The following is a 7,331-nucleotide window of genomic DNA, read 5'->3' on the forward strand; positions in this document are numbered from 1 at the left end:
AATGATATACACAGAAAAGGTTATGGATCACTTCAGAAACCCTAGAAATGTAGGAGAATTAGAAGATGCAAATGGAATAGGAGAAGTAGGTAATGCTAAATGTGGAGATATAATGAGAATCTACTTAAAGGTTGAAGATAACATTATACAAGATGTTAAGTTTATGACTTTTGGATGTGGGTCAGCTATAGCTTCATCATCAATGGCTACTGAATTAATAAAAGGTCATACATTAGAAGAAGCATGGGAATTAACTAACAAAGCTGTAGCAGAAGCTCTAGATGGTCTTCCACCAGTTAAGATGCATTGTTCTGTTCTAGCAGAAGATGCAATACACAAAGCAATAAATGATTATAGAATAAAGCAAGGATTAGAGCCATGGGATCATCAAGAGCATGATCATGATGAATTACATGCAATGCATGAAGAATAAAATAAAAATTTAAATATATATTAAAAGATTGGGGAGTGGATTAATATGTCAAGAATATATAAAAGTTTATCAGAGTTAATAGGAAAAACACCATTACTAGAAGTTACTAATTATGAAAAGAAACACAATCTAGAAGCCACTATTTTGACTAAACTAGAGTATTTTAATCCAGCGGGAAGTGTAAAAGATAGAATTGCAAAAGAAATGATAGAGAATGCTGAAGCAAAGGGACAATTAAAGAAGGGGTCAGTTATAATTGAACCAACTAGTGGTAACACAGGAATAGGTATAGCTTCAGTAGGAACTGCAAAAGGATACAAAGTAATAATAGTAATGCCAGAAACTATGAGCGTAGAGAGAAGAAACTTAATAAAGGCATACGGAGCTGAAATTGTTCTAACAGAAGGAGCAAAGGGAATGAAGGGTGCTATAGCAAAAGCAGATGAATTAGCAAAAGAAACACCTAACTCATTTATACCAGGACAATTTGTTAATCCTGCAAATCCAGAAGCTCATAGAAAAACAACTGGACCTGAAATATGGGAAGATACAGATGGTAAAGTAGATATATTTGTAGCAGGAGTAGGAACAGGTGGAACTGTTACAGGAGTTGGAGAATATCTAAAATCTAAGAATCCTAATGTAAAAGTAGTGGCTGTTGAACCTAAGAGCTCACCAGTATTATCAGAAGGTAAGTCTGGTTCTCATAAGATTCAAGGAATAGGTGCAGGTTTTGTTCCAGATACTCTTAATACAGATATATATGATGAAATAATAGCTGTAGAGAATGAAGATGCATTTACAGCATCTAGAGAAGTGTCTAAGACTGAAGGTCTATTAGTTGGAATATCTTCAGGAGCAGCATTATATGCAGCAACAGAACTTGCAAAAAGACCAGAAAATAAGGGTAAAACAATAGTAGTGTTATTACCAGATACAGGAGAACGTTATTTATCAACTGAATTATTTAAATAATATAAAATCCAATGTTATTTGGTTTGATTAATATATTTTAATAATTAATATTAAAATTATATATTTCTAAGTAAGTAATATAATAGAATTAAGTATTTCTAAGATAATAAAAATAGGTAAAGATCCCTAAATGCTATAAACTCACTAAGGTTTAAACAGTATAGCATTTTTAACGGGATCTTTACTTTTTTATTGTAAGAAATACTTAATTCTATTATAAATAATTTACTTAAATCAATAATTTGATATTAATTAACTGAAAAAGTAAGTGATCAAAAATAAATAAAGTCAATAATTTTTTTTAGTTAGAAATGCTGAAAAGTTAAGATACTTACAAGTGATTCAGATAAATAATTAAAGAAATGGTAAAAAAAACCGAAAAATATAGAGCAGATGTAGAGGAGAGGTGTTTGTATGGCAATTAATAATACTAGATATATATATGAATTAATAAGAAAATCAATAAATGAATCTAAGTATAAAAATAATAAAATATTGATAATAAAGAATAATTATTCTCAATATGATATAAAATATGAGATAGAAAAGATGATTAATGAAAATACAAAATATTTATATCATGAGTATAATGATGATATAATTCAGAAGCCATATGAACCATTATTAGATTGGATAAAGGAATTGTATTATGAATATTTTTCAGAGATAAATATAAATGATTTTTTGGAAGAATGTGAGGTGTATCCATTACATATACCAATAATTAAATCATATATAGAAAATGGAGTATGTAGAAGAGATGAGAGAATTATCTTATCAGAAGTGTCTTATGAAAGAGATCAATTTATAGAGTCAATTATTAGAGTATTACATAGAGTATCTAGAAGTAAAAAAATGGTTATAGTACTAAATAAAATTCATAAGTCCAGTATAGCAATTTTAAGAGTAATAAGAAAATTAAAAGATAGTAAATTGGATTTTACTAATATAGTTACAATAATAACTTATAATGAAGTAGAAGAAGTAGCATCTTATATGAATGATGAATTTTTTACTTTTATAAAAGAAATAAATAATTTTGGAACAGTTGTTGATTGGGGAAGTAAAGAGCAAGAGAAGAACTGTGATATAGAAGAAACTATAAAACTAGAAGATATTGATTTATATGATGCAATAACAAGGATAAGTGGATTAATTCAAACATTTGCTAACAATCAAGCTATATATTATCTTCAAGGGATAAAAGATGTTATGAATAAGAGTACGTTTGAATTAGAAATGAATGAATATGTAAAGATAGAGGTTCTTAGAGCTGTGGCTTATCTAATGAATGATGAACCAGAGAGAGCACTAATAGTACTTACACCTTGCATTAGCCTATGTAAAAAAGGAATAGAAGAATTGATAGATGATGACGTATCTATGAGTGTATATTATTATGCAGTGTATTCATTGATTCAAACAGAGAAATATGATGAGGCAAATGAACATATAGAATTTATGAAAAGTATATTTATAGATAATGAAGAATATGAGTTTATGATAGAATTGTTAGAGTATATTGTGAAATTTAGAGGATGGAATAATATATTTTTAAGTGATTTTAGTTTTTATATTCCAAAAGAATTATTAGATAAGATAGAAAAGAAAAATTACTTAAATCATTTAGCACATATATATATATATGGTTATAATAATGTATCTAATAATAACAATAATAAAAGTATATATGAAAGAAATAATGAAGTAGATTATTTTGAAACAGGAATAGAAATAGCAGAACAAATAAAGAATAATAAACTTATATTAGATGCATACTATAAAAATATGACTATTGCTACATGTTTTAATCAATGTAAATTAGTAGATTATTATTATGAAGAGTGTAAAAAGGCAGTAACAGACTTAACTAATGAACAGAAAGCGTTGTTATATAACAGTGTGGGATATAATTTTATTCTTCAAGAAATGTATATTCAAGCTAATGAGTATTTTAATAATGCTTTAGAACTGTTTTATGAAGAAGAAAATATAGAGTCCATATTAGAAACTTTATATAACAAAGGAGTAAATGCATTTACAGCAGAAAGATATGATAAAGCAAGAGAAGTTCTTAGTGTAGTAGTTGATATAATGAATGATATGAATATAGCTTCAATCAAGGTATGTAATATAGCCAAAATATATGGATTATTAGCTTTGAGTAATTTCTATTTAGGAGCTGAATATAATTGCTATATATATCATGATAAGATGAAATATTGTTTAAGTCATTTGTTAGATAAAAATGATAATAAATCATTTGCATTTTGGGATGATGAATTATTCTTATATAGAATAATAAATGCAATAATGTATAGGAAAGATGGAGATTATGAATTAGCTGATATAGAGCTTAATAAAGCTGAACATCATATGATGCAATCAATAGGAAGTAAGTTCTATAGTTATCCAATATATGTTGCAGAAAGAGTTAAGTTATACAAAAAACAATGCAGGGAGGAAAAAGCCGATAGGGTTTTTGAAAAATTTATTGAATTCTGTACATCAAGAGGATATTTCTATAAACTTAACTTGCTTATGAATGAGTTAGGAGACGATAATTCTAAGAAGAGAGAAGACAAATATGAGATGACAGCTGGTAATATATCAATAGATGATATAAAACAACTATATCAAAGAAAGTCTATGAAGAATAAGTTAAACAAAGCTCAGAATAATCTTATGTATTTAAATAAGATACAAGAAATGTTTAAAGGTCTTACTGTATCATCAGAAGAATTAATAAGAGATGTTGTATGTCTTATTAAGAATCAAACTAAACTAGATAATATATTATTAGTAAATACTTCTGATATGATAGATGTAAGGATATTGTTTAATGATAATGAAGAATTAGTAGATACTGAAGTTATATACTCTATAATTGAATATATTGATAATAACACTAGAACATTTTCAGCATGTAAAAATGAGAAGAGTAGTGAAAAGTATAGTGGAATGTTTGATATTCTAGGAAGAAATAAAGTATTTGATATAGTTTGTGTACCTATATTATTAAACACTTCGTTAATTGGAATAATGATTGGATATAATAAAAATAAAAATAATTATTTATACAATAAATTAAAATTTGACAAAGATGATTTAAGTTTTGTTGAGTATATAATAAATGAACTTATGATATTATTAAAAGCTCGTAATTATTTAAATATATAATAGATTTTAATATTATATTTATTATTAGTATCAATATTATATGTTTTCATAAATAGCATAATTTCATTAAGGATTTCTAACTATAAAAAAATTAATGTATTATTGTTAGATAACTTATATTTTACAATAATTAATATCAAAATTATATGTTCTAAGTAAATAATATAATATGAATAAAATCCAATGTTATTTGGTTTGATTAATATTATGTTTATTATTAGTATCAATATTATGTGTTTTCATAAATAGCATAATTTCATTAAGCATTTCTAAATATAAAAAAATTAAGTTAGCTAAATGTTGTAAACTCACTAAAGTTCAAACAGTACAACATTTTAAACGCTAACTTAATTTTTTTATAATAAGAAATCCTAAAATTCATTATGAAGATTTATTCAAAGCAATAATATTGATACTAAAAAAGAAAATCATAATATTATCATTAACAAATAACATTGGATTTTTCATTAGCAATATTTACTTAAATCAATAATTTGATATTAATTAACTGAAAAGATAAGTGATCAAAAAATATATTCAATAATTTTTTTATAAAGTAAGAATTACTGAATACTTAAGATATTTGAAATAATCCAGATACACTAAAAATCATCATAACGCATGAATAATTAAAATAGAATTGATTTGATGGAACAAAGCTTTTTTGCTAGGGAAGAATTAGTAATGTTTATAATAAATAAAATACTGCAAGAAATTGAAGAACAGTATGAATAAAATTGAGCAAACGCTTTGTAAAATCAAAGTCATTCTATTTTAATTGGTTACTGAACTAATGCTATTATATTTTAATTATCAATAATTTGATATTAATAACTGAAAAGATAAGTAAATAAAAATAAATAGTGAAACTTAAAATTATCAAAAAATATTGAAATGTTGTTAAAAAATGAAAAAATGCAAACGTTATCTTTGAAAGTGTGATATAATTCATAGTATAATACTAATATGGAAAATGAGGTGGTATATTATTATGGTAGTAGAAGAAATAATTGAAGAAATAAGAAGTGGGCTAAAAGGTGATATAAAAGAAGATATGATATATCTTAGAAATCAAGGGGACAAGTATAGTTCTCATGAATCTTCAAGAGAAATTTTAAATGCAATAGGCCAGATGTCGCTTGAAGTAGTAGCATCAAAAGGAATGCCAGAAGAACAAGAAGAACAACTTAACATAAAGATAAATATGCTATATGATAAAGCATTAGGAGAAGTTAAGGAAGGAAAAGTTAAACAAGCAAATGCTACATTGAAAGCAGTAATAGATATGCTACCTAATAAGGAGCTTGGAGGAACTATTAATTTTAGTTTTGCAAATGTTCTAGAATTATGGTTATATGTTGCTATATTTGATCCTAAGATAAAGATAAACCAAATAAAAACTGATAATAGTTCAATATATAATTTGTATGGGTTTACAGAAGCTCAGAGTTTAAATGTTGCAGAAGCTATAAAAGCTCTTGAAGAATCTATAAGATGGAATCCTGTTAATGTATCATCTATGTTAGAATTAGCTGAGATAAATAGAAGACAAGGCAATGATGAAAAATTTGTTAATATAATGAGAAATTGCTTAAATATGTCCTTGAGTAGTGAAAACTTGGCAAGATGTTATTATGAAATAGGTGTTTATTATATAGAAAAAGAACAATATGATATAGGCATATGTTTATTACACTTAAGTAATAGCTATTGCTATAAGGAATTTATAGTAAAGGAACTAGAAGAACTTAAGGAAAGTAAAGAAATTGATATAGATGCTCCATCCGAAGGAGAAATTAAGGATATGCTGAATAAATATCAGATGCCTTTAGGACCTAGTGCGATTGTAGTAGGTGTTATAAAAGCACTTGCAGAAAATGCAAAACAAAATAATGCTACAGCAATATATGACTTTTGTAAAGATGTATTTAAAGATTTAACAAGAAAAGAATTGGAAGTGTAGAATAAGAAAATGAAAGCTTTATTAGTTATTGGAATGCAAGAAGATATAATTGAGATGTGTGAAAAGAAAAATTATTTTACTTCAGTAAGTAAACAGGAAATAATAGATAATGTGAATAAGCACATAAAACATTATGCAGAGGAAAATCAAGAGATAATATATATTAATAATCAATATCCAAATAGTTTTGCATTTAGAAAAGTGTTTGGGTATACGTTAAGAGGTACAAAAGGTGCAAAGAATATCAAAGATTTAGTTATAGCATCTAATACTATATTTGAAAAATCAATAACTAATGTATTCAAAAATGGACTTTTAGTAAAATATCTGAGAAGAGCATGCGTAACTAAGATTGAAATAGTTGGATTAGATTATAATAATTTTGTTATGGAAACAGCTAAAGAATCTATAAAGTTTGGTTTTAAACCAGTATTAATTAAAGATTCAATCGCTACAGCAGATGATAGATGTTATGCTAAAATGTATGATAAACAAGTAGCTTGTATATAGGGTAAGGGTTTGTCGCATTAGCAGTTAAAAACTGCTAGCGGCAAACCCTTTTTGTATGTCTTAAATTATTAATCAAAATTAAAAAAGTACTTTTCCCCAAAATGGGTGCACTTTAATAAGGACATATAAAAATCATATTTTTTATTAAATATTAAGCTATTTTTTGAATATGAAATAAATGTGTTCCTGTTTTTCCTGATTGAATTTTATTATGTAACTTATTTATATTATGTGCTAAGGCAAGCAAAATACTTTCAGCTAATACATTTT

The 7,331-nt window shown here is 25.8% G+C and carries 5 protein-coding genes; all 5 read left to right on the forward strand.

The genetic code is table 11. The features are described from left to right. The first annotated feature begins 1 nt into the window (after position 1). The 5 genes from nifU (at position 2) to KQI77_RS00460 (ending at position 7,061) form a co-directional block, all read left to right on the forward strand. The gene (nifU, locus tag KQI77_RS00440; RefSeq protein ID WP_216387375.1) at positions 2–433 is read left to right on the forward strand and encodes a Fe-S cluster assembly scaffold protein NifU; all 432 of its coding nucleotides are present in this window, start codon (positions 2–4) and stop codon (positions 431–433) included. Positions 434–478: 45 nt separating this feature from the next. Then, positions 479–1,408 (forward strand): cysteine synthase A, encoded by a 930-nt coding sequence (gene cysK / locus KQI77_RS00445; RefSeq protein WP_216387376.1) that lies wholly within the window; start codon positions 479–481, stop codon positions 1,406–1,408. A 414-nt stretch (positions 1,409–1,822) separates the two neighbouring features. After that, positions 1,823–4,588: a tetratricopeptide repeat protein gene (locus tag KQI77_RS00450; protein ID WP_216387377.1), complete on the forward strand. Its 2,766-nt coding sequence runs from the start codon at positions 1,823–1,825 to the stop codon at positions 4,586–4,588. 991 nt (positions 4,589–5,579) lie between these two features. Next, positions 5,580–6,551, forward strand: a complete 972-nt coding sequence (locus KQI77_RS00455; protein ID WP_216387378.1) for a lipopolysaccharide assembly protein LapB — start codon at positions 5,580–5,582, stop codon at positions 6,549–6,551. A gap of 9 nt (positions 6,552–6,560) precedes the next feature. Continuing rightward, positions 6,561–7,061 carry an isochorismatase family protein gene (locus tag KQI77_RS00460; RefSeq protein ID WP_216387379.1) on the forward strand — a complete coding sequence of 167 codons (501 nt, stop codon included), beginning with the start codon at positions 6,561–6,563 and terminating at the stop codon, positions 7,059–7,061. Positions 7,062–7,331: the final 270 nt, after the last annotated feature.

It is taken from the genome of Clostridium sp. MSJ-8, from assembly GCF_018918325.1.
Lineage (GTDB): Bacteria > Bacillota > Clostridia > Clostridiales > Clostridiaceae > Clostridium.

Coding starts and splice junctions, on each gene's coding strand:
- cysK (WP_216387376.1), top strand. CDS start 479: ATGTCAAGAATATATAAAAGTTTATCAGAGTTAATAGGAAAAACACCA.
- KQI77_RS00450 (WP_216387377.1), top strand. CDS start 1,823: ATGGCAATTAATAATACTAGATATATATATGAATTAATAAGAAAATCA.
- KQI77_RS00455 (WP_216387378.1), top strand. CDS start 5,580: ATGGTAGTAGAAGAAATAATTGAAGAAATAAGAAGTGGGCTAAAAGGT.
- KQI77_RS00460 (WP_216387379.1), top strand. CDS start 6,561: ATGAAAGCTTTATTAGTTATTGGAATGCAAGAAGATATAATTGAGATG.
- nifU (WP_216387375.1), top strand. CDS start 2: ATGATATACACAGAAAAGGTTATGGATCACTTCAGAAACCCTAGAAAT.